At 40.0% G+C, this 25,936-nt stretch carries 23 protein-coding genes and 1 pseudogene; 5 read left to right on the forward strand and 19 right to left on the reverse strand.

The features are described 5' to 3' along the window. Window positions 1–41: 41 nt before the first annotated feature. From AC0KVP_RS15625 to copM, 3 genes are all read right to left on the reverse strand, one after another. On the reverse strand, window positions 42–485 hold the full coding sequence (locus AC0KVP_RS15625; RefSeq protein ID WP_023188002.1) for a hypothetical protein: 444 nt from the start codon (window positions 483–485) through the stop codon (window positions 42–44). An 84-nt stretch (window positions 486–569) separates the two neighbouring features. Continuing rightward, entirely contained in the window at window positions 570–911 is a 342-nt protein-coding gene (gene fdx / locus AC0KVP_RS15630; RefSeq protein WP_023188003.1) for an ISC system 2Fe-2S type ferredoxin, read from the reverse strand. A gap of 90 nt (window positions 912–1,001) precedes the next feature. Beyond that, window positions 1,002–1,682, reverse strand: a complete 681-nt coding sequence (gene copM / locus AC0KVP_RS15635) for a CopM family metallochaperone (protein WP_023188004.1) — start codon at window positions 1,680–1,682, stop codon at window positions 1,002–1,004. A gap of 487 nt (window positions 1,683–2,169) precedes the next feature. Here copM and AC0KVP_RS15640 point away from each other — a divergent pair, with 487 nt between their 5' ends. Next, on the forward strand, window positions 2,170–3,078 hold the full coding sequence (locus AC0KVP_RS15640; protein WP_228132079.1) for a nucleotidyltransferase family protein: 909 nt from the start codon (window positions 2,170–2,172) through the stop codon (window positions 3,076–3,078). A 184-nt stretch (window positions 3,079–3,262) separates the two neighbouring features. Here AC0KVP_RS15640 and AC0KVP_RS15645 read toward each other — a convergent pair whose 3' ends face one another. The 6 genes from AC0KVP_RS15645 to AC0KVP_RS15670 all read right to left on the reverse strand — a co-directional run bounded on the left by AC0KVP_RS15645 (window position 3,263) and on the right by AC0KVP_RS15670 (window position 9,943). Next, on the reverse strand, window positions 3,263–3,901 hold the full coding sequence (locus AC0KVP_RS15645; RefSeq protein ID WP_000530048.1) for a Cap15 family cyclic dinucleotide receptor domain-containing protein: 639 nt from the start codon (window positions 3,899–3,901) through the stop codon (window positions 3,263–3,265). Between the two features lie 68 nt (window positions 3,902–3,969). After that, window positions 3,970–5,385, reverse strand: a complete 1,416-nt coding sequence (locus tag AC0KVP_RS15650; RefSeq protein WP_023270956.1) for a hypothetical protein — start codon at window positions 5,383–5,385, stop codon at window positions 3,970–3,972. 18 nt (window positions 5,386–5,403) lie between these two features. Further along, window positions 5,404–6,495, reverse strand: coding sequence for a TniQ family protein (locus AC0KVP_RS15655; RefSeq protein WP_023188008.1), 1,092 nt, complete (start codon window positions 6,493–6,495; stop codon window positions 5,404–5,406). A gap of 19 nt (window positions 6,496–6,514) precedes the next feature. After that, a complete protein-coding gene (locus AC0KVP_RS15660; RefSeq protein WP_023188009.1) occupies window positions 6,515–7,366 on the reverse strand; it encodes a TniB family NTP-binding protein in 852 nt (283 codons plus the stop codon). After that, window positions 7,363–9,252: a Mu transposase C-terminal domain-containing protein gene (locus AC0KVP_RS15665; protein ID WP_000999878.1), complete on the reverse strand. Its 1,890-nt coding sequence runs from the start codon at window positions 9,250–9,252 to the stop codon at window positions 7,363–7,365. Before AC0KVP_RS15665 ends, AC0KVP_RS15660 begins: the two co-directional genes overlap by 4 nt. Continuing rightward, the gene (locus tag AC0KVP_RS15670) at window positions 9,245–9,943 is read right to left on the reverse strand and encodes a heteromeric transposase endonuclease subunit TnsA (RefSeq protein ID WP_023188010.1); all 699 of its coding nucleotides are present in this window, start codon (window positions 9,941–9,943) and stop codon (window positions 9,245–9,247) included. The genes AC0KVP_RS15665 and AC0KVP_RS15670 overlap by 8 nt, the downstream gene beginning before the upstream one ends. 114 nt (window positions 9,944–10,057) lie before the next feature. On the opposite strand from AC0KVP_RS15670, the pseudogene AC0KVP_RS15675 reads away from it, so the two are divergent. Continuing rightward, window positions 10,058–10,708: pseudogene (locus tag AC0KVP_RS15675) on the forward strand (ATP-binding protein); the annotation flags it as partial. A 72-nt stretch (window positions 10,709–10,780) separates the two neighbouring features. On the opposite strand, the gene AC0KVP_RS15680 reads toward AC0KVP_RS15675, so the two are convergent. Both AC0KVP_RS15680 and AC0KVP_RS15685 read right to left on the reverse strand, forming a co-directional pair. Further along, window positions 10,781–11,551, reverse strand: a complete 771-nt coding sequence (locus tag AC0KVP_RS15680; RefSeq protein WP_039890363.1) for a TorF family putative porin — start codon at window positions 11,549–11,551, stop codon at window positions 10,781–10,783. 346 nt (window positions 11,552–11,897) lie between these two features. Then, window positions 11,898–12,668 carry a TorF family putative porin gene (locus AC0KVP_RS15685; protein ID WP_473337785.1) on the reverse strand — a complete coding sequence of 257 codons (771 nt, stop codon included), beginning with the start codon at window positions 12,666–12,668 and terminating at the stop codon, window positions 11,898–11,900. Between the two features lie 459 nt (window positions 12,669–13,127). Here AC0KVP_RS15685 and AC0KVP_RS15690 point away from each other — a divergent pair, with 459 nt between their 5' ends. Further along, window positions 13,128–14,456 carry an OprD family outer membrane porin gene (locus AC0KVP_RS15690; protein ID WP_078425964.1) on the forward strand — a complete coding sequence of 443 codons (1,329 nt, stop codon included), beginning with the start codon at window positions 13,128–13,130 and terminating at the stop codon, window positions 14,454–14,456. 101 nt (window positions 14,457–14,557) lie between these two features. Here AC0KVP_RS15690 and ppa read toward each other — a convergent pair whose 3' ends face one another. Continuing rightward, on the reverse strand, window positions 14,558–15,082 hold the full coding sequence (gene ppa, locus AC0KVP_RS15695; RefSeq protein WP_004692877.1) for an inorganic diphosphatase: 525 nt from the start codon (window positions 15,080–15,082) through the stop codon (window positions 14,558–14,560). A gap of 118 nt (window positions 15,083–15,200) precedes the next feature. Then, window positions 15,201–15,605 (reverse strand): MAPEG family protein, encoded by a 405-nt coding sequence (locus AC0KVP_RS15700; protein WP_087014506.1) that lies wholly within the window; start codon window positions 15,603–15,605, stop codon window positions 15,201–15,203. A 107-nt stretch (window positions 15,606–15,712) separates the two neighbouring features. Between AC0KVP_RS15700 and AC0KVP_RS15705 the strand changes: the two genes are divergently transcribed. Further along, entirely contained in the window at window positions 15,713–16,093 is a 381-nt protein-coding gene (locus AC0KVP_RS15705) for a hypothetical protein (RefSeq protein WP_087014508.1), read from the forward strand. A gap of 47 nt (window positions 16,094–16,140) precedes the next feature. Here the strand turns inward: AC0KVP_RS15705 and AC0KVP_RS15710 are convergent, their stop codons facing one another. From AC0KVP_RS15710 to AC0KVP_RS15735, 6 genes are all read right to left on the reverse strand, one after another. Further along, window positions 16,141–17,820: an AMP-binding protein gene (locus AC0KVP_RS15710; protein ID WP_004692881.1), complete on the reverse strand. Its 1,680-nt coding sequence runs from the start codon at window positions 17,818–17,820 to the stop codon at window positions 16,141–16,143. A gap of 148 nt (window positions 17,821–17,968) precedes the next feature. Then, window positions 17,969–20,188 (reverse strand): DNA topoisomerase IV subunit A, encoded by a 2,220-nt coding sequence (gene parC / locus AC0KVP_RS15715; RefSeq protein WP_348922917.1) that lies wholly within the window; start codon window positions 20,186–20,188, stop codon window positions 17,969–17,971. Between the two features lie 534 nt (window positions 20,189–20,722). Then, on the reverse strand, window positions 20,723–22,042 hold the full coding sequence (gene niaP / locus AC0KVP_RS15720; RefSeq protein WP_473337791.1) for a niacin transporter NiaP: 1,320 nt from the start codon (window positions 22,040–22,042) through the stop codon (window positions 20,723–20,725). Window positions 22,043–22,145: 103 nt separating this feature from the next. After that, window positions 22,146–22,790 (reverse strand): trimeric intracellular cation channel family protein, encoded by a 645-nt coding sequence (locus AC0KVP_RS15725; RefSeq protein ID WP_004692884.1) that lies wholly within the window; start codon window positions 22,788–22,790, stop codon window positions 22,146–22,148. 59 nt (window positions 22,791–22,849) lie between these two features. Further along, a complete protein-coding gene (locus tag AC0KVP_RS15730) occupies window positions 22,850–23,317 on the reverse strand; it encodes a YchJ family protein (protein WP_348924678.1) in 468 nt (155 codons plus the stop codon). A 70-nt stretch (window positions 23,318–23,387) separates the two neighbouring features. Further along, a complete protein-coding gene (locus tag AC0KVP_RS15735) occupies window positions 23,388–24,968 on the reverse strand; it encodes a TerC family protein (RefSeq protein ID WP_004978531.1) in 1,581 nt (526 codons plus the stop codon). Window positions 24,969–25,303: 335 nt separating this feature from the next. Between AC0KVP_RS15735 and AC0KVP_RS15740 the strand changes: the two genes are divergently transcribed. Continuing rightward, on the forward strand, window positions 25,304–25,924 hold the full coding sequence (locus AC0KVP_RS15740) for an LOG family protein (protein ID WP_279044809.1): 621 nt from the start codon (window positions 25,304–25,306) through the stop codon (window positions 25,922–25,924). Window positions 25,925–25,936 lie beyond the last annotated feature (12 nt).

A 25,936-nucleotide genomic window follows, 5' to 3' on the forward strand; every position in this document is an offset into this window, starting at 1 on the left:
CTATACAAAAAAAATGAAAAATTATTTTTTGTATAGAAAAATCAATTACGTAAAACGATTAAAGCTTTTGTATAAGTATAAGAGTTACTAATAAAAGATTGCCTTTTCCTAAATCCAAAAGACCTAATAGGTATTTCAAAAAAACTAAGAAAAAGTAGTATAAGAGGTAGGGCAAAGCTCAAGAAGAATACAGGATCAAGAGCAAAATGTTCTTGAATCGTAATAGGCTTAACTGAATGTTGTAAAGCAGATTGATCATAACTTTTCCAATTATGATTTTTTGTATCTTCCTGAGAAATTTGATTATCATGATGAACTAGAGTCCAGTGACTTATATCTCCAGACACAATAGAAATATTTAGATCATGGTGATGGTCTAAATTTTTAGCAATTACAGGCGCCCATGTATAAACACCCGTAGTTGTTATTGAAAACAAAAACAGGACAAATACAAGAATAAGTTTTATGAACTTATTATTTGACATACTGACCAGATTCACCTTTTATCTGTACCAAGAATACTTAATCAAGTTTCAAAAGTAAATGTCTTAAAAACAAACTAGAAACACTTATTCATGATGATCTGAAATATAGTTTACCGTGTATTTGGGGATTTCTACTTCCAAGTTTTCATCTTGGACTTTAACCTGACAAGATAGTCTTGATTCAGCCGTAAGCCCCCAAGCACGATCCAGTAAGTCAGCCTCTACATCATCCATTTCTTCCAGACTATCAAACCCTTTTTTCACGACAACATGACATGTTGTACATGCACCTGATAAATCGCAGGCATGTTCTATGGGAATGCCATGATCCAATAAACTTCGACATAAATTACTTCCACTTTCAATTTCAAGTTCCGCACCCTGTGGACAAATCTTTTCATGCGGAAGAACTATAATTTTTGGCATATAACATAATCCTCAATTCATCAAATTTATAGATAAAACAAGGGGCTTTAAAAAGCCCCTCATTTAAAAGAACATCGAATAGAGAAGTATCTACTTATGTTTACTTAACCATTCATTCATCATCTTGATTTCTGATTCCTGGGCAGAGATAACATCTTCAGCAAGCTGACGCACTTCTGGATCAGAACCGTATTGAAGAACTACTTTAGCCATATCAATTGCACCTTGATGATGGGGAATCATGCCTCTCATGAAATCAACATCAGCATTTCCTGTAAATGGAACCATCATATCTGCGTGCATTTCATCATTGACCTTAATGTATGCTTGAGTTGATGGGCTATCTTCATTTTTGCTGTCAGAATGATTTTTATTTTTTGCCAACCATTCATTCATCATCTTGATTTCTGACTCCTGGGCAGAGATAACATCTTCAGCAAGCTGACGCACTTTTGGATCAGAGCCGTATTGAAGAACTACTTTTGCCATATCAACCGCACCCTGATGGTGAGGAATCATACCCAACATAAAGTCAGTATCTGCATTTCCCGTGAAATCAATACCCATTCCGCTGTGCATACGAGTATTTACTTCCATATAGGCATTTGTAGATGGATTATCTGTTTTAGCTGAACCATTCATATCATGGTGCATTGAATGGCTTTCATGTTTATTCTCACTCATTGAATTATCCTTTGGAGCGTCAGAAGAGGAACACCCCGCACTAAATACAATCGCACCGATCATTAACATTGGAACAAAGCGTTTCATGGAGTTATCCTCTTACTACAATTATGAAAAAATAATGGGTAATAAGCTCGGAAGTTATTCTTTCCTATCAGGTACATCATTACCCTTGATGTAGTAACTCTATTCTTTCCAATTATGGTAAGGTCAACACCTAATCAAATAAAAATAATTAAAAAATAAAACAATTAAAAACAAATACTTAAATACAATTAACTCCGTAGTGAGTCACAATAATCAATAGAATTAAAAAAATCACCTCCAATCACAAATAATATTTTTATATAAATATAAATGTGATATGTGTTTTCATGGTTTCACAATTATTTATTTGATTATTGGATGCACTACAAAAGACTACAAACATTCTCAAACTTTATACTTAAAAATTATCTTACTTCTCATCTTAAATTTGAGCATTTATGACAATAAAACCTTATTTATTAAAACCTTAAAATAATTATTAAGGTATAATTATTTTAACCATAACTACTATTTTTTGAGTTTCACAATGTCTGAAATTGATTTTTATAAAAGATTGAACAGATTAGAGAAAAGACGAAAAGGTACTGACCTTACATACAATGCTTTTGATAGTGTAACAGCAGGCGTAACTTCATTTAATGAGTTTGATGAATTAAAACGTACAATAGAAAAATGGCAGATTGTATCAGACAAACCATCTATCCGTTATGCAGTAGGAGCAATGCAAGAAGTTAGTAAACGTTACACAGAAATCAGTATTGAAACTGCTAAAAGAATTGAAAAACAATTAGAGCCTAGGCTGCTAAATAATCATAACATTGTCACAGAATACAGATTACAAGGGTCAGTTCCCCTAAATATTCATATCAAAGGTGTAAGTGATGTTGATTTACTTGTACTTAACAAATCACATTATCGTACAGAGGGTTATTTAGGTACTTTACGCCATGATGATATAAAAATATTAAGAGAACTCAGGAACGCGTGCACTTATGAATTAAGACAAGCATATCCTGCCGTAACAATTGATACTACTGGTGCTAAATCTATAACTTTAACAGGTGGATCACTTCCTCGGGATGTAGATGTTGTACCCTCTCATTGGGTAGAAACATATGAGTACCAACAACAAAAGCACCTTTATTTAAGAGGAGTCAATATTCTAGATAATAAAACTCCTACTACATTGATGAACTTACCTTTCAAGCATATTTTTTATATAGATTACAAATGTAAATACTATGCTGATGGAGGATTGAAAAAATCTATCCGCCTTTGTAAAACAATAAAAGCCGATTTAGTTGAAGAGGGCAAAGTAATTTACTTAAGTAGTTTTGATCTAGCCTCTATTATGTATCATTCCAATCTAGAAAATTTAAAGAAAGGTAGAACAAATGCTTTAGCAATAGTTCTTGAAACAAAAAGATTTTTTTGATTATCTGTATCATAATCCAAACTATAGAAATAGCTTATATACACCTGATATGACCAGAAAAATATTTGATAGTTATCAGAAAGAAACCTCTCTCACAACAATGAGCATTGCCTTAGATAAACTCGTTACGGAAATACGTAAAGATTTGGGTTACCTATATGACGAAACCATTGGCTCTTATCCATTAGTTATCTAATTTTTCCCATAGCATTGTACCCATCGTTCTTCGACCAGTAACATTATAATATTTAGCACTGGCACTTTTATTGTCTTTATGAAGTGTCAGCTCTACAAATCCTCGATGGATACGTAACTCTTCATGATCTAAATCTTTTGGTTTATTTTCATAACTATAAAGAACTTTGTATTCTTCAATTTCGTCATAAATAATTGCAGCAGAAATACTGTCAGATGTGGAAAATTCTGTTTCTAATCTGATTCTTACTTTATCCCAACTTTGTAAAATTGTTACTTTTCCAATCCACTCTCTATTGTGCTTAATCATTTCAGAATTTTCTTCTTGGTAATCAGAGATACCTTTACATGACCATTCTCCCGAAATATCAGGATATTTCAGAATCTTGAAAAATAAACCTGTTTTCCATATCCATTTATCAAATAGAAAATAAAAAGTAAGAAATAATAAAGCAGTGATAGCACTAGAAATGATGACATTCCAATAAGGAGACAATCCACCCAAGAACTTCAGTAAAAAGTAAATCAATATCCAAGATATAAACGTAGCAAGTGAATAAACATATTTCCCTGCATGAGACCTATTGAATCCATTATGAACACAATATTCATGACCTAACTGCCCCATAAATACCCTCTGGAAGCCCAAAATTCAGTTTTAACTTTATGTAGCTACATTAGCGTTATATGGTCCAGTTACACAAGCAATTTAGGTATCCAATATTGCTGATCACCAAACCTCACTTCAAAACCATCATTCAGCCCCCTATAATTAATACTATCCATTTGATTAAAAAAAGATTTATCTAAATTATGAAAATACATCAATCCTAACTTTATCCACTCTAGTTCATTAAAATTTTCCTCTGGGGCTTTCATGATGGCCAACAATTGTTTTTCCAGTTTCTTCATATTACTTTTTTCTGTTATTTTTTCATCTAGTACCCATGACGTATCAAGGTTCGTATCATAATTCTTGTTTAAAAAATTAAGAAAGCCAACAATAGCGGAAGCTTGCCCAGGAGACTTAAATAAGTAATATTTTACATGCCACATTGTTGGTAAATCTAATCGTGATTGACTTACCAACAGCATTAAAGCTGATGCTGGTTTCATGGCTAAACGGGCAGAACGTATACTCGTTTTCCCTAAATCTATTTTATTTATTAAAACCTGATAGTAGTTCTGAAGAATTTGGGCTGAAAGCGATGAACCAGGACATGAGTTCGCCAGTTTTCTCAGTTGGTCAAATTCAGAACAGTGGCCTTTAGATTGGGTATCTATATGCAGGTGATGTACTGCAACCAACCACCGGATGGGCAGCTCATATTTGCGTAAACCACTTGTTCTTAGTCTATGTAATAAAGAGTCATTGTCTGGGATCTGATCTCTCCAAAGATCACTGGTCTTTTCAAAAAAATGAATATGTTTACGAATTAGTAATGCAGCCTTATGCGGTCCAACCTCATGATCAAGCCAACTCATATAATCTTTAAAGTAACCTTTGAGGCTTGGGTTTATTAATGTATTAACCAGTTCCTTAATCCTATTCCCCAATATTCTTCGCCATGTACATAATTCACAGTATTTCCCATATCCAGCAGGAATCTGTTGCTGGCAAGTTAGACATTGAAGTGGTGGACAGGTCAAACATTTCTTACAAAGCATTTTGCCTGACACAACATCCTGTTCAATCAACCTATATCTTCTACAACTTTGGCATGTCTGGTAATCACGGGTTGCACACTTTGGGCAAACTCTTAAATTATCTCCAAAACGGCTGATACGAGATAAGCGTTGTGATGTCACACCACACCGTTCACAAGCTTGAAACTCTCTAAAATAAACTGAACAACTATTACAAACAGGGCCTTGCTCCGTTATTTTTCCTATAGGGTAATCAATACGCTGACATCTAATGCAAGGTCTATTGGTTTCACATTGTTGGCAAACGGCCAAGTTATCAGCTTTATATAATCTGGAACTTTTACCACACGATGGACAATCCTGTTTTTTAAAAACTCGTACATAGCACTTATGGCAATAGTTACGCTGTTTATAAAGTCGGTGTATCTTTTCAACCGCATCACCACATTCATCACACTGAGGCATGGTGTTGTCCCCCAAAAGTTACCCTAGTTTTCTTTTTAATCTTAAAAACTTTCGTATTACAGTCTCCTTACTTTTAGGTTTAAGGGTATCTACCAATGCTCTATTTGGAGGGTAGTTCCGATAAATCGAGCCTAATTGTTCTTCAACAGGCCTTAATATGGCTGGCAACTGGTTTCTCTTATCCCAAAATGAAGACCTGTTCATATTTAAAGATTTTGCTGTTTCAATAAACTTTTCCTGAGGAATAATGAGTAATTGATAAATACAGGAAAATAGTCGTTCTCTCTCGGTAACTGGAAGTTGGTTAACAGCCAATCCATTCGATATAAGCTCAGGATGGGGCACCTGAATTCTGAGTTGTTCAAGAAATGCCCATCCTTTTCCATTTACTGAGCCAGCTAAAGCTTTTCTAATAAATTGTGAAAATAACTTAATCACCGTTAACCAATCAGTTACTGAAATCAACTTGTCTTGATAGGTTGCACAGCCTTGTTTCAAGAATTGATCAAAGATTTTTTGGAATGCCAAGGCATGACAATCCACAAGGCTTTTATTAACTTCCAATAGACTTTTTTTACATATTGAACAGCAAGTCATAACCTGATCAGGGGCTTCAAGACGTCTAGGCTGAATAGCATTATGGCAATGAGGACATTGATCATGTAAACGCTGATCATGTTTTATACAACCTGTATGCCAGGCAAAACGCCAAGGCAGACGGAAATAGGCAACATTATCCTCAGATAGACACTCAGGACAATATTGCCAGCCACCTCGATGCTTACGATTTCTTGTACCTAATACCAAGTACCATGCATCAAAAGTTTGATTATCCAGATTATATTTAATTAAAAAATTGCGAAGCGTAGCAGAATTAAATTGGCTTTCATCAATTTTTGTCTTATTGATCAATACCTGTACTTGCTCTGCACTTAAACCACGATCTACATCTACAGACCAGATTCGCCATTTGGGCCAAAGTACTCCAGTTAAACTTAATGGGTCACAACCACTGTCAAGTGCGGCACGTATCAACCAAGAAGATAATGCCTCATCTTGCTTTAAGTCCGTGGGAATAAACCATGAATGGATTTCTGTTGCACTTATCATACCTAGTCCTCCACATTGCTTATTTCACACTTTCTAGCAAGCTACGGTCGATAAACTCCTGACCAGAAACAACAGCTTTCTTTGCGGCTTCCCGTAAAATCGTTCGCAGATTACCTAAGTTTCCATCTGTAATATCATGCAGATATTTTACTGTTGCTGGTTCAGCCAGTTTTGAAGCCTGTTTGAGGGGAAGAACTTTCTCAAATTTATTTACCATAGCTTGAAAGTCTTTATCTAGTTTCCATAAGGGCAAATTAACCACACGAAAACGGCTGACATGCTGTGGATCAGTACGCAGAACACTAATTGCTTCTTCTGTACCAAACCCAACAATGGGTATCTGTGTTTCATTACACAAATACTTAATCGCATTCATTACTGTTCTTTGCTTAATCGGACTGCCACATAATAGAGAATTCATTTCGTCGATAATGAGGAGCTTTACCTCATAAAGTTTAAGGCAATGGACCACTTGGTAACGTAGCTTCGCAACGGGATCTCTTTCTCGAAAAGGAACCCAGAACTTATCAAGAATAGCCATATACAGAGCTTTTTCATCAGGGGAAACAGGTGCCTGTACAATGATTACAGGTTTTACTGCATTATTTTCTGCATTGACATAACCCTCCCCATACAGCTTAAAGAACTGGTTAATAATTGAGGTTTTACCATTATTTGGCTTACTCAATACCAGTAAGTTGGGCATACGGCTCCGCTTAGGAAGTGTCAGGAATCCTTTCAATTGGTCTAACAAGTCATTGGCTGCTGGATACCCAATCCATCGGTCCTCTTCCAGGAAGTAGAGTCTGTCCTCATTAGACTGTTCCACAATAGGGCGAAACTCTTGAAAAACATGTGAATAGTTACTCATGAAATATCCTCATCATTTTCCAGCTCATCGAGAGGCAATAAACCATATACGTTTTCAAGCTGTTGCTCCAAAATCGTACTCTCTTGTTGAGGTTTTTTGCCCTGAATTGAAGCAGGGTTAACACTCTGTTGATGTTGGGTACTGCGCTGATGTGATCTGCGAGCCCGTCGAGTTTTAGTACTTGCCTCCTGAACACGCTCCCGAAGTTTAGCTAGAGCCTGTCCAAGTTCATGATCTTTTAGATATTCGCCAGTTTCCTTTTTCAGTTCCTGAATCTTTTTGTGTTCCCAAATACTAAATGGTGGAATACTTTGATCCGCTAAAGGAACCTTAAAATAATTTTTGATTTCGGGATCAAAGAACCATATCTCACTAATATTTCTTGGATCACGCCTAAAGATAAATTTACGTTTTTCCTTTTGATTATCAGGGTCTACAGCATTAATCCAACCTCTTAGTACATCAGCATAATAAGCAAGACCATCAATTGTTACACCTGTTGTTTGAATCGTCCTTTCAAAACTTGGTAGAAAATCAAGAAAGAAATTATGATCATTTGCAGGCAATCTAGCAGCTCCAGAACCTAACGTGTTTTTATCACCAAAGATACCTAACTCAAAAGCATGTAGTGGAGAAGTACCTAAAGCAGAGTGTTTCCTTTTGTGGTAAACATTACAGATAAAATCAATCAGCCAGTCCTCAAATTCGGAGAATGTGAAAACTGCTTCCGCATCTGAGTTATAACCTTTTCTTTCAAAAATATTTGAAAAAGTTGTTCCTGGAACTGCGTGAATATCGGTTGCAAATGTTCCCATCAAACGTTCAATGTGCCCGCCAAAACGTGGTTTTTTAACTGGTCGGTATTCCAGACGAATATCATGTGCCATACAAGCATTTCTGAAAGTTTCTGAGTGAAACTCAGGTCCATTATCGACATGAATGGTGTTCATAATTCCCCAGACAGGCCATTCAGCTTGAATCTTGCGAGAAGCTAGCCATTTCTCTTTGGGCAGTACAGCTTGAGAAACGCTCATTGCAATAGACATAACAGAGGGAGCATCTAATGATAAGTAATATCCCACAACTACCCTTGAACGCACATCAATTGCCAACGTAAGAAAAGGTCGTCCTATAGGACACCTGCTAAAATCATCAACCAGAATAAGATCAACAGGCGTATGGTCAATCTGTACGACGGCAAGTGGATAATCAGCATGAGGGAATTTCCCTGCGGCAGGTGTAAATTTGTTATCGGCCTTTTCCTTATGTCCCCTCTTACGAAGAGAGTCTCTCTGGCTAATCGCTGCAATACGATTTCTTACTGTATTGGCATGAGGCACCTCTAGGATATGGTATTCATGACATAAGCGTTTCACTTCAAGTACAACTTTTTGAACACTTATTCTTTGATTAGTTAGGTATAAATCCTTGATGGCTTTTTCAATGATTGCTTCAGCATGTTTATTAATTATCTTCTTGCCTTGTGGCAATCCCTCTTTTCTGGGCCGCAATCCATCAATAGTTCCATATGCCTTATAGATTTTTAACCATCTATAGATAGTGGCTGGATTAATATCATGTTCTTGGGCTCGTAACTCTACTTCCTTACGACCACTCACGCCTCCCTCAATGAAAGGTCGGATGATGTTGAAACGTCTTTCAGCCTCAATCCAGTCTTTATCAGCGATGAGTTCTAGATCTTCATACTGTTCCACAGCTATTGATGGCCTTAATTCACTGATAGCCGCGATACTTTTCCTGCCAGTATTATTGTTTTCAACAAAAACCGATTTTAGGTCAATGACTTCAATAATCGTATGGGGAATCCCTTTTATCTGAACCGGTTCCCCAGCAGCTATTTTGATATTCACACGTCTATCATTCATGACAACTCCCATTTACCCAAAGTTCAGTAGATGGCTGTAAAGGCATACTTAAATCGCAAACCAGATAACCATGAGCAACTAAATACCAGATTTGACTAATTCCATTGGCTCTGTCCCATTTTCCAAGAAAATGTCTGGCTAATAGAGTCTCAAAAGTTACTGCTCCTCGATCTCTCACATAATCCAATAAGTGCTTTGAATCAGCAGGGGGAAATTCCATCTTTCGGTACTTTTGTAAAAACATGGCATTCGACCATAACTGGTCCCGAATACGCCCCTCATGTGCAATATGAAATTTCCAACCCTCTTCTTTGCATACCCTCATTGCAGCACGATATCTAGCTTTCCATAGATGCAAATTAAGTTGCAATTCATCTGTAGGTTTTACTTCAACCAGTTTAGGTGCAATAAATGGAAGAAAATCATCATGCTTATAAGTTACCAGGTAGTCAGGGGTGTAAACTCGTTTCTGTCCATTATCAAAATACTCAATGGTAAATGGTTGAGACTCAACAGCAAGAACATTGGGATCAACCTCTAATCGAATAAGGAAATCCCGTTCAAGAGTTGATTCAAAGGCAACTGCGGAATCTTTTTTAAAAGGATATAAACCAGATACACTGATACGTGTATTACCAATTTTTCTTCGAGCTGGTACGATGTTAACGGTGTCGCATGATTGATTGTTCATTCTGGGTTCCGTTGCATAGTTCTTTATAAAATTTGTCGCATAGTTCTTTATAAAAGGTGGTCTAAGTCTTTGACCCTAGCTTATATTGTCGCATAGTTCTTTGTAAATGACAGCGGGTCACAACCCAAACCCGGTGAAATTACTTTGGCACATAAAGGCGTGCTGTTTTTAGATGAACTACCAGAGTTTGACCGCAAGGTTTTAGAGGTTTTAAGACAGCCGATTGAAGCCAAAGAGATTGTGATTTCGCGTGCTTCACGGCAGATCACCTTTCCAGCCAATTTCCAACTGATTGCTGCAATGAATCCGTGTCCCTGTGGTTATGCGTTTAATCAAGATAGCCGTTGTCAGTGCTCAGCCGAGGCGATTAAACGCTACCAAAACCGCATTTCAGGGCCGTTACTGGATCGGATTGATTTACATATTGATGTACCACCCTTGCATGCGTCTGAATTACAAGACACACAAGTCGTAGAAGACTCGGCAACTGTACGTGAGCGCGTGATTCAAGCTTATAAACGGCAAATGCAGCGCCAAGCTTGTCTCAATATGGCTTTATCACCCAAACAACTCGAACAATTCGCACCGCTAGATGGACAAGCGACTTTAATCTTTGAAAAAGCACAACAGCGTTTAAATTTGTCTGCTCGGGGTTATCACCGTATTTTAAGAGTGGCCAGAACCATTGCGGATTTGGACCAGTCAGAGCACATTCAAACAGGACATTTGACTGAAGCTCTCTCCTACCGACAGCAAAATGCCTAAAAATCGCTACATTCCATATAGAAAAACCCCTCTAGTCCTATGGACTAGAGGGGTTTTTGAAGATGCTAAAACTTAGAAAGTTTTAGTTAAGGTAAACACGGCACCTGTTTCTACACCACGTGCTGTCACATGATCCAGATTATCAGTATCAATATTGGTTCCTACTGCTGCCAATTCTGCTGTTGCACCAGGAATAGACTGGAATGCATAGGTCACACCCACTTTCCAATCGACATAATTGTCATCATCACCAAATGAATATTTATCTTCATCACTGACCACGGTATAACCCACATTCGCGACACCACCAAAGCCCGTTGAACCAAATGGAATTGCATAACCAGCATTGATGTTCCAACTGTCTGTATCTTCTGCAATATAGTCATTGGTATAGTTTACATTGGTCAGTAAGCTATCACCTTCAGTAAAGACACTCGCAAAGGTTAATTTGCCATAAAATTCTAACCAGTTCAGATCATCTGCACTTGGATAGTTGTAGTACACCATACCCACATCAAGTACTGGTTTGCTGGCAAAGCTTTCTAATGTTGTTGCAAAACCAATCGATGGATCGAGCTCTAAGCTCGGTGAACCTTCACCAAAATCAACATTTGAACCCCAAAGACCCAAATACAAGCCTGAGTCATGTGCCAAAGTAAAGCCCGCTTGTACCGCTGGATCATTTTGGGTTTGAGTTAAACCACGGAAACGATAGTCAGTTGTTACAGCAGCACTTCCACTAAAAGAGAAACCAAACGGTAATGCTGGCTCGTCATCTGCGAAAGTGAATGTAGAAGCTGAAGCCACCACAGCTAAAGATAATGCTTTAAGTGCAAATTTCATTGTTTGATTCCCCCACATCGTATCCGACGTTTTTTGGTTATTTCGATAAACTCATGTAGGTAGTAGCAATAGCTATGCCACATTCAATTCAACATCAGATACACCTTTTACAAAATCATTATAAATAATTGTTTTTATTGAAATTATTTAAAATATAAAAAATTGAGCTCGCCCTCAGCTTGATCGTTAAACATCTTCGCGGTGAATTGAAGCCAAGCCCATCAAGCAAACGTAATTGTTTACAATATGCGCTATTTTGAGACTCATCTTTGGAAGGTACGTTTTTAAGTGCATAAAAAAAGTGCATCCCCAACCGATCTGGATGCACTTTTCATATCTACAACATTTAAAAGTTGTAAGTTAAACCCAGCACCAGATGGTCCTCTAAATCCTCGCCCATACGATTATGCACACCATAAATATAATCCGCAGACATCTCGATCCCTGTCTCTGCAAAGGGTCTACTCAAGCCTAAGCGAACTTCATTAATAGTAAAGTTCTTCTCTGTAGTGAGTATGGCATCATCATGCTGACGATAAATCGATGCACCAATCGAACTATTGAGTTGAAAATTTTGAGGAAGTGCATAATGATGTGCAAGGCTTAAATAAGTATCACCTGCATTGGCATAGCTCACATCCACTAAAGCCACTGTGACGCCTACATCAAAGTCTTTATAGCTCAAACTATTTACAAATTCCGCTCCAGTTGTACTTCGGTGTTCTGTTCGATCTTCATTATAGACCGAGCCGCCATCATTATATAAATAAGTCACAATATGTGAGCGATAGCTTAAATCTGGACTGAGTGTGCCTGCATACCCCATATAAAAATCATGCTCTACACCGTGATCTTTGCTGACATCTGCTGCATCATAATTCAGTGTTGAAGCCCAATAACCAGCATATAGACCAGATGCATGTTCATATTCAAGCCCTGCTTGTAGGGTAGGCTGATCATTTTCAATACCCCCACGATAAATATACTGACTGAGCACAGCAAGGCTTCCGCTAAGTCCGCCTTCTGAGCTTTGTTGCTGGGGCTCACTTGCGTTGACCAACACACTGCCAGTGGAAAAAATTAAAAATAGTGCAATTTTATGTGAATTTTTATGCATTTAAGCTCTCAAAATTTCTTTAGACATGAATCATTTACTGATTCCATACCCATAAATTTTAAAGCTATTTTTTAACAATGGGTCAATTTTCCCTAGGTAACTGCTGTGTAATTCATCGTTTGCCAATCTGGCTATGGATGATTTTGAGCCGATTCCAAAAGCCCAGAAATATCTGAACACTTTGATTCATAAGCTAAAATAACCTCACAATCTATATATTATATTCTGCAATACATAGCAAAAAACAGAATTAAGAAGAGAAAAATAATTCAATGTTTTATAAAGATTTATTTTAGTAAACCGAATATTTTAACTAAAATTAAAATATTTCAAACATATCGCTTACAAAAAAATGCATTACTTTAGTTGAATATGTTAAATAAAAATGACAATTTTTCAGCGATTACTTATACAATTGCTGTTCTCTTTCCATCCAATTTGTATAAGGTTCGCTCCCCAATGCAAAACACAAAAAAATTAACATTAGCAGTTTTAGTACAAACTGCACTTATATCAACAGCTTTTGCTAGCGAACAAAGTGAATCTAAAGGCTTTGTAGAAGACGCAAACGGTTCGGTTTTATTCCGTACAGGTTTTTTACATCGTGATAAAAAAGATGGTCTCACTAATGACACCAGTTCTGCTGCCCAAACAGCAATTGTCAATTTAGATTCAGGCTTTACTAAAGGTGTAATTGGTTTTGGTGCAGGGATTATTGGGGATGCTTCATTTAAACTCGGTAAAAATGGGCATACTGGTAACCAAATGATCCCAACTCATAGTCAAGATAATGCCGATGGAACTAAAGATGCCTATGATCATTGGGCACGTGGCGGCGCTTATGTAAAAGCACGTGTATCGAATACCACAGCTAAATATGGTACACAAGTATCTGAAATTCCAGTAATTGCAAGCAATACTGCTCGTTTAACCCCTGAGTACTACACTGGTCTTTATATTGAAAGTAATGAAATTAAAGACTTGACCTTAATTGGCGGTAAATTTACTAAAAACCAATGGTCTAATGATATCAGCTCAGACCAACAAAATTTGGACAGTGCTATTTTCTGGGGCGCAAAATACAAGTTTAACGACCAAGTTAATGCCTCTTATTATGGGGTAGACGTTAAAGATAAATTGGAACGCCACTATGCCAATGCAAATTACAACTTTGCTGTACCGAACGATGCAAATGTAACCTTAGATGCTGTCGCTTATAACACACAGTGGGAAGTTGGCGCAGCCACAGGTTCACATACTACAGATAACCTTGCAGACCGTGAAAACACTATTTGGGGAGTTTCGGCAACCTACAATAAAGATGTTCACAATGTAATGCTGGCTTATCAGGATAATGCTGGCAATACAGGTTATGACTATGCATACAATGCAGATGGTCTACAAAGTATTTATGTGCCAAATTCATACTTATCTGATTTCAACGGTAATGATGAAAAATCAGTAGGTTTGCAATACAACTATAACTTTAAAAACCACGGCTTACCTGGCTTGAACTGGACAAGTGCATTTGTTTACGGTTGGGATATTGATGTTGCAGAGCGCAACAACCAAACTAAAATTATTGATCAAGCTGAAGAACATGAGTTTTTCAACCAAGTGAAATACACGGTTCAATCGGGTGCATTCAAAGATGCTAGCTTACGCTTACGCTACTCGTACTTGCGTTCAAGTAGCAGCTACAATAACCAAAAAGTGAATAACAGCGAAGGTATTGGCTCAACCAATGAATGGCGTATCTGGTTAGATATTCCTGTGAAATTATTCTAATTTCTCAGAATAGAAGCCCAATAAAAAACCTGCACATTGTGCAGGTTTTTTTATTGAAGCCTACAATCAAACACAGTTCAATCGAGGCTTAACAGACAGGCTTATTTTGCTGCCTCGATTGCTTTAAGCACTTCTTGCTTAGCAACTTCAGAACCTTCCCAACCTGTTAATTTAACCCACTTTCCTGGCTCTAAGTCTTTATAGTGCGCGAAGAAGTGTTCAACTTGTTGAATCAATAAAGGTGGAAGATCGGTATATTCTTTCACGTCTTTATAAATTGGCGTTAACTTGTCATGTGGAACTGCGATCAATTTCGCATCGATACCACCGTCATCTTCCATGTTCAATTTACCCACAGGACGGCAACGAATTACTGAGCCTGGTTCAACTGGATGTGGCGTTACAACAAGTACATCTAATGGATCACCATCTTCAGACAAGGTGTTTGGTACATAACCATAGTTCGCTGGGTAGAACATTGCTGTACCCATGAAACGATCTACAAAAAGCGCATCCGAATCTTTATCAATTTCATATTTGATTGGTGCTGCATTTGCAGGAATTTCGATGATCACGTAGATATCGTTCGGTGCATCTTTACCCGCAGGGATATTGCTGTAGCTCATAACATCACTCTTTAACAAGTTAAATCTTTTAAAAAACCGCATCGATTATAACGGTTTTTGAGAAAAAAATATTTCTGCGATTATACATCCACTGGGTGAAAATATGTATGTTTCGCACTTAGCCCATCGTCAGTCGAATGACCAACAATAATAAACAAATAGGACACAATAGTGACAAGAGCCAAACAATCGTACGGAGTGTCGACCAGTTGGCCAAATAGCAAATCCCATACACCACACGAAAGACCAGATAGGCAATACCAAAGGTCATGGTGACCACTTGCGGAATCACCATATATTCAGCCATTAAGATGGCTGCAATAAATAACGGTAAACTCTCAAAGCTATTTTGCTGTGCCGCATTGGCACGTGCTGCCAGACCAGTCGTCTTGGCGAGAAATTCACGCGGATGTTGATTATCTTTGGCGCGAAATCCTGCTGTTTTTTTAGCAATGATTGTAAATACGTAAGGCAGTAAACAAGCAATTAAAATGAGATAAATAATCCCGCTAATGCTTTGCATTGGTTTTTTCTCATCAAGATCATTTCGAAGGCTATCATAGCATGGCATTCCGAGGATAAATTTGGTTAAATTATAGTGTTTTTATAATTTCCCGATTAGACTCCTGCATGGCTAGCCCTGATCAAAAAGAAATGTTCGACGTGCTCGAAATTCAGCGTCAACATCAACGCCAAGTGGATCGTGTTTTAAAGATTGTGCTTCCCGTTACTGCATTTTTATTGGCGGTCATTTGTGCCAATATGAATATTGGCTCAACCCTTGGCACACTGGTCATGCTGATCATTGCATTTTGGATGGTGGGGATTAAACGTCAAAATCTATGGACTTGGTTGCTTGCAGTAGCGGTCTATTGTCTGATCGACAATGTCCTGAGTTTTGGTAGTTTTGCTTTCCCAGCCTTTAGTCGTCAGTGCGGGACGATGCTGACCTTTGTTGGCATCTTGGGCATTGGCCGTCCCTATATTGATCGCTGGTTAATGAAAAATTAAATACGAACATGAAAAAAAAGCGCCTGACGGCGCTTTTTTATTTGAACTTAAGCTGTTTTACGTAAATCTTTACGTAGGATTTTACCTACGTTTGATTTCGGTAACTCATCCAAGAATTCAACATAACGCGGACGTTTGTAACCCGTTAAGTTTTCTTTCGCAAATGCCAATACTTCTTCTGTGGTTAAAGATGGATCTTTCTTCACCACAAACAGTTTTGGTACTTCACCTGATTTTTCATCAGGTACACCAATGGCAGCCACTTCCAATACTTTAGGATGCTTTGAAACCACTTCTTCAATTTCTGAAGGGTAAACGTTAAAGCCTGACACCAAAATCATGTCTTTCTTACGGTCTACAATTTTGACATAGCCGCGAGGGTCCATGACACCAATGTCACCCGTACGGAAGAAACCATCTTCAGTCATCACTTTAGCCGTTTCATCTGGACGGTTCCAATAGCCACGCATCACTTGTGGACCACGGATTGAAATCTCACCTTGTTCACCCAGTGCAACTTCCTTACCGTCATCATCCAAAATTGCAACTTCAGTTAATGGCAATGGAATACCAATCGTGCCACTGAACTCTTCTGACGCTGGCGGATTTGCCGTTGCCACAGGTGAAGTTTCAGATAGGCCGTAACCTTCAATGATGTTGGTTCCAGTAATTCGCTTCCACGCTTCTGCTGTAGAAGGAAGCACAGCCATACCACCACCCATCGCCATTTTCAATTTGCTGTGGTCGAGTTGCTTAAACTCTTCATTGTTCACTAAAGCATTGAATAGTGTATTCACTGCTGGGAAGAATGACGGTTGATATTTACGTAATTCTTTCATCACCGCAGGTAAGTCTCGCGGGTTTGGAATCAAAACGTTGGCTTGGCCTTTGTACATGCCGTACATCGCACAAACCATGAAAGCAAAAATATGATATAGCGGTAATGCACAGAAAATGCGGTCATCAGGCTGACCGTCTTGCGCACCAAATTTACTTTGGAAAATACCGTCACACTGCAACATGTTCGCCACAAGGTTGCGATGCGTCAGTTCTGCACCTTTAGATACCCCTGTAGTGCCACCCGTGTACTGAAGCACTGCTGTGTCACTTAACGTTAAGTTCGGACGCTTATAATTGCTCGCGCTGACTTTCGACATCGCTGCGTTAAAGCGAATATGGCCAGGAATATTCCATGCTGGAATTTGCTTACGTACTGAACGTAATACAAAGTTCACCAGTGTGCCTTTTAATGCACCTAACATGTCACCTACAGAGGCAATCACGACATGTTTAACTGGCGTTTTACCATTAATCGCTTGATAAACAGAGGCAAAGTTTTCAATGATCACCAAAACTTCTGAACCTGAGTCATTTAACTGATGTTCAAGTTCGCGCGCGGTATACAATGGATTGACGTTAACCAGTACTAAACCTGCACGGAATACACCCAAAGCAACGATAGGATACTGAAGAACGTTCGGCATCATCACAGCGACACGTGAGCCTTTTGCTAGGCCCAGACTTTGTAAATATGTTGCAAATTTACGGCTTGCTTCCTCTAACTCACTAAAAGTAAGCACTTTATCCATAAAGATAAAAGCATCACGAGAGCCAAATTTTTGGAAATTTCGTTCAAAAACATCTACTAATGACGTGTTTTCTGGTGGCAATTCTACAGTCTCTGGAATCCCCGTTTTTTGGTATTCTGCGAACCAAATTTTTTCCATATCGCCCGATTCTCCTATCAGTAATCCTTAAATTTCAACTATTGTTCTCAATATTAAGCGCTCTTTATTTAACTTCTGTTGCTTAATACTGCATCCATTTCCCGCATACATACCATATATAACGTATTTTGATCAATGGATGCTAGTTTTATCTCTGAACTAACAGTTTATTTGCTTTTTGATAACCACGTGGTAATAACTGCCCTTTTGATGCTCTTTTGCCTATGTATTTTTGCAAGTCATCACCCTTCAATTTTAATTGCTGCTGTCCTGCAACGACTTGCAGTATTTCATCTAGCGTTAATCTTGTCATGAATACAATTTGATCTTTCTCTTCAAGTTGTATCAATTTATTACCTTTACCTTTATTCAAAATAGGTAACTCTGACAACTCTAAAATCAACAAACGACCCGTTGAGGTCAGTAACGCCAAATGGGTGGCTTGATCAACACTGGTTAACGGCATGACTGTGGCTTTTTCAGGTAAAGTTAAGAAGGCTTTCCCTGCTTTTGCATTGGTATCTAACTGTTTTGCCTGTGTTTTAAAACCATACCCTTTGCTACTCAGCGCCACGACTTCGGTTTCATCATCAGCAATGAAGACTTGTTTAAAACCGACACCACTGGCTGGAGACAATTTTGAACTCAACGGTTCTCCCAGACCACGCGCGGACGGTAGGCTGTTAATGGCTAGGGCATAACTACGTCCTGACTCATCCAATACATACACGCGCTGATTCGATTTGCCTTGCGCATGACTAAGATATTGATCGCCCGCACGGAAGTTCAGGTTTTCAGCATCAACTTCATGACCTTTGGCTGAACGAATCCACCCCGCTTCAGACAACACCACAGTCACAGGATCAGCAGGCATGAAGTCTTGCTCACTCATCGCCGTCGCTTCCGCACGATGCACGATTGGTGAACGACGGTCATCGCCGTATTTTTTCGCATCATCTTTGAGTTCATTGATGATCAACGCTTTTAAAGACTCAGGATTGGCCAACTGTTCACGAATCAGTGCAGCTTTAGCTTCTAACTCTTCTTGCTCACGGCGCATTTCCATTTCTTCAAGTCGGGCCAAATGACGCAACTTGAGTTCTAAAATGGCTTCGGCCTGAATATCATCAATATTAAAACGTGACATCAACTCCGCTTTGGGCTGTTCTTCTTCACGAATAATACGAATCACTTCATCAATATTTAAATAGGCAATAATCAAACCGCCCAAAATATGTAAGCGTTTTTCAATTTTATTCAGGTGATATTGCAGACGACGGGTGACGGTTTCCTTTCGAATTTCAATCCACTCCAGCAAAATACGACGAATCGATTTCACTTGTGGACGGCCATCCGCACCAATCATGTTCATATTGACCCGATAGCTCGACTCAAGATCAGTGGTGGCAAAAAGGTGACTCATTACCGCTTCAGCATCAATCCGATTTGAACGCAGTACGATTACCAAACGGGTTGGGTTTTGATGATCCGATTCATCTCGTACATCGCTCACCAAAGGCAGTTTTTTCGCCTGCATTTGATCTGCAATTTGCGAAATAACTTTCGAGCCTGACACTTGATAAGGCAAGTCCGTGATCACAATTTCATTTTTTTCGATGCGATACACCGAACGCATACGGTAACTACCCCGACCTGTGCTTTGTATTTTTAACAGTTCTTCAGGCGGCGTAATAATTTCTGCTTTGGTCGGCAAATCAGGTGCAGGAATGTATTCTGCAACTTTTTCATCGCCTAGATTTGGATTACGAATTAAGGCAATGGTGCCTTTCACGACTTCACGCAGGTTGTGTGGTGGAATGTCCGTAGCCATACCAACCGCAATGCCCGTGGTACCATTTAACAAAATATTCGGAATACGTGCAGGTAAAGTCACAGGCTCTTTCATCGAACCATCAAAGTTGTCCTGCCAGTCACAAGTCCCCTGTCCCAGTTCAGACAAAAGCACTTCACTATACTGAGATAATTTGGCTTCGGTATAACGCATCGCCGCGAACGATTTTGGATCATCTGGAGAGCCCCAGTTACCTTGACCTTCAATAAACGGATAACGATAACTAAAAGGCTGCGCCATCAGCACCATCGCTTCATAGCAGGCCGAATCACCATGCGGGTGATACTTACCGAGCACATCGCCGACGGTACGCGCAGATTTTTTGGGTTTACCGCTGTGTTTCAGTCCCAACTCACTCATGGCATACACAATACGGCGTTGTACAGGTTTTAAGCCATCGCTGATATGCGGTAAGGCACGATCCATGATCACGTACATGGCGTAATTGAGATATGCTTGTTCAGTAAATTCTGCTACGGAACGGTTTTCTGTCGCTTGATGCGCAAGGTTCGTCATAACAACCTGTCATCCTAATTAATCGTTTTTTGTTTAAGTTCTTATGCTATGTCGCAGGCTCTGCCTATACAAGTGAAAGCGTACACCACTACGACAAATTGCGTCTTTAGATGTTCCTAGTGTCGTAAAATTATCCATTTTTTTTAAAATGAGCAACTAATTATTTTGAAGTTCAGTTCCTGTGTCCATCTCTGCTCGTCAATGAAAACAATGAAGCAACTTCAGCCCACTCAACTTGATCGATACGATCGACAAAAAATCGGGTCATCCTCGCCCAAAATGCGACACAACCAATTGGGTAGATCACATCAATCAAGCAGTGATTATTTAAAAGGTCTCATCATTAGCAAGATCCGCATTTATCAAAATGCAGCTTTGAGAGGCCACGTTTTGGCCGAGCAGATTGAATTCTTATTGCTGAGTTGGATCTGGTTATCCGTTATTTTCAGATCCATCATCTAAATTTTATCTAGATGTTTACTGAAGACTGAGAGTCTCAGCACATCTGACTCTCAATCTTCAGCAGGGACTAAATTACAGTCCAATTTCTTCCAATGTTTTGCCTTTGGTCTCTTCACCCAAAATCAAAATCACCGCTGCAACCGCAAGCAATACTGCGGTAAACATCATAAAGATCGCACTAAATCCATTGCTCTGTACCATCATATGTGTCACCACCATCGGAGCGACAATGCCGCCCATACGACCAATGGCCGATGCCCAGCCCGAACCAAAAGCTCGGATATTGGTTGGATATTGTTCTGGGGTATAGGTATACAACACGCCCCATGCACCGAGGTTAAAGAATGACATCAGACAGCCCCAGAACATGATCATGCTCACAGTGTTAGCTTGACCAAAGAAATACGCGGAAACTGCACACATGCCAATAAAGCCAGCCAAGGTCGCTTTACGCCCCAGCTTTTCGACCAGCCATGCTGCGGCCACATAGCCTGGAAGCTGTGCCAAAATCATCACCAAGACATATTCAAAAGACTGAACAATGCTATACCCCTGCTTCACCAGCAAACTGGGTAACCATGTAAAAATGCCATAATACGAGTAGACAATACCAAACCAAATCAGCCATAACATCAAGGTTCTACGTGCAAATGCCCCCGACCAGAGCTGAGTAAAAGACACGGTCTTTTTTTCTGCCACTGGTTTAACAACGATATGCTCGATCACTTCCACACCGCATTGACGTTCAATCTGCTGCACCAAAGCATGCGCTTCCACAATGCGGCCACGGTTGATGAGATAAGGAATTGACTCAGGCACTTTGAACCAAATCACAATGGCATACAGTGCAGGAATCCCACCGATTAAAAAGGCCATATGCCAGTCAAATTTTGGAATCACAAAATACGCCACCAATGCAGCGCAAAGCCAACCTAGACCCCAAAAACTTTCTAGCAGCACGATAAAACGCCCACGCACCTGCGCAGGAATGTATTCACTGACCAAGGTCACCGCTACTGGCAACTGTCCACCCAAACCGAGACCCACAATAAAACGAAATACCAACAACCACGTTAAGTTAGGGGCAAAGGCACAGGCCGCCGTCGCTAAACTGTAAATCACTAGGGTCGCGGCAAAAACTGTTTTACGTCCGATGCGGTCGGCCAGACCACCTGAGCACACCGCACCAATCGCCATTCCGACAAAGCCAATGGAGACCACCCAACCTTTCTCGGTTGGGCTCATGTGCCAGTCTTCGGCCATTTTTGCCAAAATAAAAGAAATCAGCCCCGTGTCCATGGCATCGAACATCCAGCCCAAGCCAATGACCCACAACAAGGTGTAGTGAAATTTACCGATCGGTAAGCGTTGTATGCGAGAAACTAAATCCATAGCTCGGCCTCTAAAGCGGGAAAAGATAGCAGGCTGCTTTCTCAACAGGCTTTATCATTATGTGCTTTTTTTATACAAATAAGGCAGTCAAATCACTGCTATTTTAGCTCGCATCTTTCGAGGAAGCAGATTGCTCATCATCATCTTGATAAATGAATTTTGGCATTTCTAAGCCGAAGTAAATTGCGATTAGACGTAAGCTAAAACCAAAGATCAAAGTCGAAATCACGGTCAGCTCAAGTGATAAACCGAGCTGAATACAGCCCCAATAGAAAATCACTGCGACAAAAGAAATACTGGCATATAGCTCACGGCGGAACACCAAAGGGACGTCATTACACAAAATATCACGTAAGATACCGCCTGATACCCCTGTAAGAACCCCTGCAACCGCAGACACCACAAAACCATGTCCCATTTCTAAGGCAATTTGACAGCCGATGATGGTAAAACCAATCAGGCCCAGAGCATCGAGCACCAAGAAAATGTTGCGTAAATGGCGCATCCACTTGGCAATCAAAATCGTCATAAAAGCGGCAAAACACGTCAGCATCAAATATTCAGGATGTTTGACCCAAGTCAGCGGATAATGTCCCAACAACACATCGCGGACAGAACCGCCACCCAGTGCTGTGACACAGGCAATAATCACCACACCAAACCAATCCATACTACGCCGACCCGCCGATAGTGCACCTGTCATTGCCTCTGCTGTGATCGCTATAATATAAATAATAGTGAGTAACATCGCCTGGATTCCATATAGGCTAATTGATGCGCGCTATTCTAAGCCAAATTTGCTTAAAATTATAAAAATTGTGCACAACATTGTTTAAATTTTTTCCCTGAACCGCAGATACACGCTTGTTTCATGGTGATTTGCATTTCAGTGGTTGGATCTAAAAAATACCATGCCTCGGCATGTTTCACAAAATGTGAAATTTCATGATGTATCTGTGGCGATTTGCCATCATGATAATGGGCTTTGAACTCGACCATGGCATGGTTTTTATCGAGTTTTTCATTGGCCTGCACGACGTCTAACTTCACCCATTGGTTGCGTCGACTCCACTCAGCAATTGCTGCAACATCTAGAGCCTGTTGCTGCCCCAACGCTGTGGTTTGCACAATATAATCAATTTGCTGTTTGGCAAAAGCACTATAACGTGAGCGCATAAGTTGAGCAGCACTCTGCGCACGGCTTTGTCCCAAGTGCAAAGGCTGACAGCACTGCTTATATTCACCCTGTCCACATGGACACTCAACATTACTCATGATTTTTCCATAAAAAATAGCTCGACATTGCGAGCTATTTTAACCTGTTCAAACCAGATTAAGGTTTGTTTTAAGATGATTCCTTGTGCAGATCTGACTTTGGAATCACATGCACTTTTTCAATTTTATGCCCATCCATCGTCACCACTTCAAAAATACAGCCATCTGCTTCAAGGCTAGAGCCATTCTCGGGTAAACGGCCTAAATGAAAGAGGATATAGCCTGACAAGGTTGAGTACTGATCGGACTCGTCGACCAAATCACGATCCAACAATAACGACACATGGCGAATATCGGTTGAACCATCGAGCATCAAGCTGCCATCTTCTAAACTTTCAGCCACATTGTCTTCAGCATCTTCATCGGGGAACTCCCCTGCAATCGCCTCTAATACGTCAATCGGCGTGGCAATCCCTTCAATCGAGCCGTATTCATTCAAGACCAAAGCCATTTGCAACGGCGCTTGACGCAATTGTTCCATCACCATCAGGACTTGCGCATTTTCATGCACAATCACAGGCTCACGTAAATGTTTATCAAAATCGAGGACACCCGTTTCAATATATTCATTCAAAACTTTATGGGTCAACACCACACCTGCGATGTTGTCTAACTCGCCCCGTGCCACGATTAAACGTGAATGCGTAATGCTGAGTAGTTGTGATTTGATTGAAGCTTCTTCATCCTCTAAATCAATCCACTCCAACTCTGGACGTGGGGTCATCACGGACTTCACAGGACGCTCGGACAAACCCAGCACCCCTTGCACCAAGACACTATGATAGACCCCATTTTCAGGATCAAACACTTCATCCGCATAAGCGCGAGTTGCCAGTACATCCTCAGGCTCAGAGGCATGATCACTACTTTTACCGCCCAACATTCGCAGTACCGCAGACGCAGTTTTATAGCGAAGGTCTGTGGTGGTGACCATTTTTTCTTGATTACGGCGCATGGTTTGGTTGATGAATTCAACAATCACCGAGAAACCAATCGCGGCATATAAGTAACCTTTTGGAATATGGAAACCAAAGCCTTCTACAATCAATGAGAAACCGATCATCATCAAGAAGCCGAGACACAAAATCACCACGGTCGGATGTTTGTTGACAAATTCCATCAAGGCTTTCGATGCCCACAGCATAATGCCCACAGCGATAATCACCGCAATCATCATTACAGACAGGTGTTTAACCATACCAACTGCGGTAATCACCGAGTCTAAGGAAAACACAGCATCCAAAACTACAATCTGAACGATCACCATCCAAAACACAGCATTGGCTGGACTTTCTTCTTTCTGAACCACTTTGGCGTCAATACGTTCATGCAGTTCCATGGTGCCTTTAAACAGTAAGAACACCCCACCAAACAGAAGAATCAAATCCCGTCCTGAGAAAGGATGATCGAAGATATGGAACAGCGGCTCGGTCAGTGTCACCACCCAAGCGATTGAGGCCAACAGCACCAAACGCATTAAGAGTGCAAGGATCAAACCAACAACTCGAGCCGTATTGCGTTGTTCTGGTGGGAGCTTCTCCGCCAAAATCGCAATAAAAACCAAGTTATCAATCCCCAGCACAATTTCCAGCACCACTAAGGTGAGTAATCCTACCCACGCAGAAGGATCAGACATCCATTCAAATATCATGTGATCTGCTCCTGTCGAGGGGAAATATATGGTGCATAACGCAACTTAAGCGGATGAAAAGGAAGATTCAGCACCAATGGCTGTAATTTTTTTTCGGAAAACTGAAGATGTCTTGAGCGACAACTACCACTACCCATGTTCGTTCTTGTGTTGTAAAACAGGAAATAAGTATAGGCAAGATCTACATGAAATTCATCTTTTTTTCAAAAGCGCACTGTTTTAAAAGATTTAACAAATTATTACCCGATTGTTAGATTAAATACAGCTTGCCGTCACATTTCTTGCTTAAACTAAGAGAGAAAAAGTAGATAAAGCAAAAGGTAAAAACATACGCCATGAATAGTGAATTAAAAATATCCTCTCTCAACACTGAAGTAAATGTTCAAACCACTCAACCTCTGATCGCACTTTATTGCGGTTCTCGTTCAGGCAATAAACCGATTTATCAAGAAAAAGCGATTGCACTGGCACAAGGTTTAGCTAAACAGGGTTTTGGTCTGGTTTATGGGGGGGCCAGCATTGGCCTCATGGGACAAGTGGCCGATGCCATGATTAGCCACGGCGGTGAAGCAGTCGGCGTCATTCCAGAATTTATGCTGGATTATGAAATTGCGCATCACCAACTGACCGAATTACATGTTGTACAAACCATGCATGAGCGCAAAGCCTTAATGGCCGAACGTGCAAGCGCCTTTGTCGCACTACCCGGTGGTTTAGGCACTTTTGAAGAAATTTTAGAAGTGGCAACCTGGGGACAACTCAACCAACACCAAAAGCCGATGATGATTTATAACGTCAATGGTTTCTATGACGCACTGATTGCCCAGTTGGATCATGCAGTAGAAGAAGGTTTTCTACCGCCACAGCACCGCGCAAAAGTAATTGTATGCAACCATGCTGAACAGATTTATTCAGCCATTGCCAACCTCGGCAGTCCAGCACACTTTGCCATTTAAACCCTGTTCTTA

Source organism: Acinetobacter sp. DL27, from assembly GCF_055810995.1.